The organism is Herbaspirillum lusitanum P6-12, assembly GCF_000256565.1.
GTDB lineage: Bacteria > Pseudomonadota > Gammaproteobacteria > Burkholderiales > Burkholderiaceae_D > Herbaspirillum > Herbaspirillum lusitanum.
On sequence record NZ_AJHH01000045.1, the window covers coordinates 1 to 650 of the forward strand.

The 650-nt window shown below is 56.2% G+C and carries 2 protein-coding genes; one reads left to right on the top strand and one right to left on the bottom strand.

Translation table 11 applies throughout. From position 1 onward, the window contains the following. The coding region (locus HLUSI_RS26510) for a LysR family transcriptional regulator (RefSeq protein WP_040503053.1) at positions 1-267 on the bottom strand (267 nt) is incomplete at its 3' end. 173 nt (positions 268-440) lie between these two features. Between HLUSI_RS26510 and HLUSI_RS0101765 the strand changes: the two genes are divergently transcribed. Then, a complete protein-coding gene (locus HLUSI_RS0101765) occupies positions 441-650 on the top strand; it encodes a sigma 54-interacting transcriptional regulator (RefSeq protein WP_016832333.1) in 210 nt (69 codons plus the stop codon).

The following is a 650-nucleotide window of genomic DNA, read 5'->3' on the forward strand; positions in this document are numbered from 1 at the left end:
GCCGGCCCCGGTGCTGACGGCATTGCGCCGGGCGCGCTCCAGCGCATGAAAAATTTCAGCAGTGTCCCGGTAGAAATGTTTGCCCGCTTCGGTCAGCTGCACGCTGCGTTTGCTGCGGTCGAACAACTGCACGCCGAGCTCCTTTTCCAAGGCCGCAATCTGGCGCGTGAGCGGCGGTTGCGAGATATGCAACAAGTCGGCGGCACGGCCGAAATGGAGGGTTTCTGCTACGGTGCGGAAATAAGTGAGATGGCGCAGTTCGATCATTTGATACCTTTAAGGTATTAATTGTGTGCCTATATTGTATTGGAAGTTATCAAACAAGCTGGCTATTCTTTGCCGCAGAGTCAGCTTACTTGCGACTGACTCCCAGGCAATCCGGCCACGAGCCGGCCTCGCCGCCACATAAGAAAAAGCAGTTCATGGACAGGAGACAAATCATGCCGACATCCACGGTAGACCTCGCTACGGCGCGCAGATATGTCAGCAGCGCACGCTATCGCTCACTCGATGAACTCTGTGGCGGCGATCCGCAGATGCAAGACCTGATCGCGCGCGGCAAGCGCCTGATCGACCGCAACATCCCCATTCTGATCCTCGGCGAAACCGGCACCGGCAAGGAATTCATGAATTATGTGAAGGGTTCATAG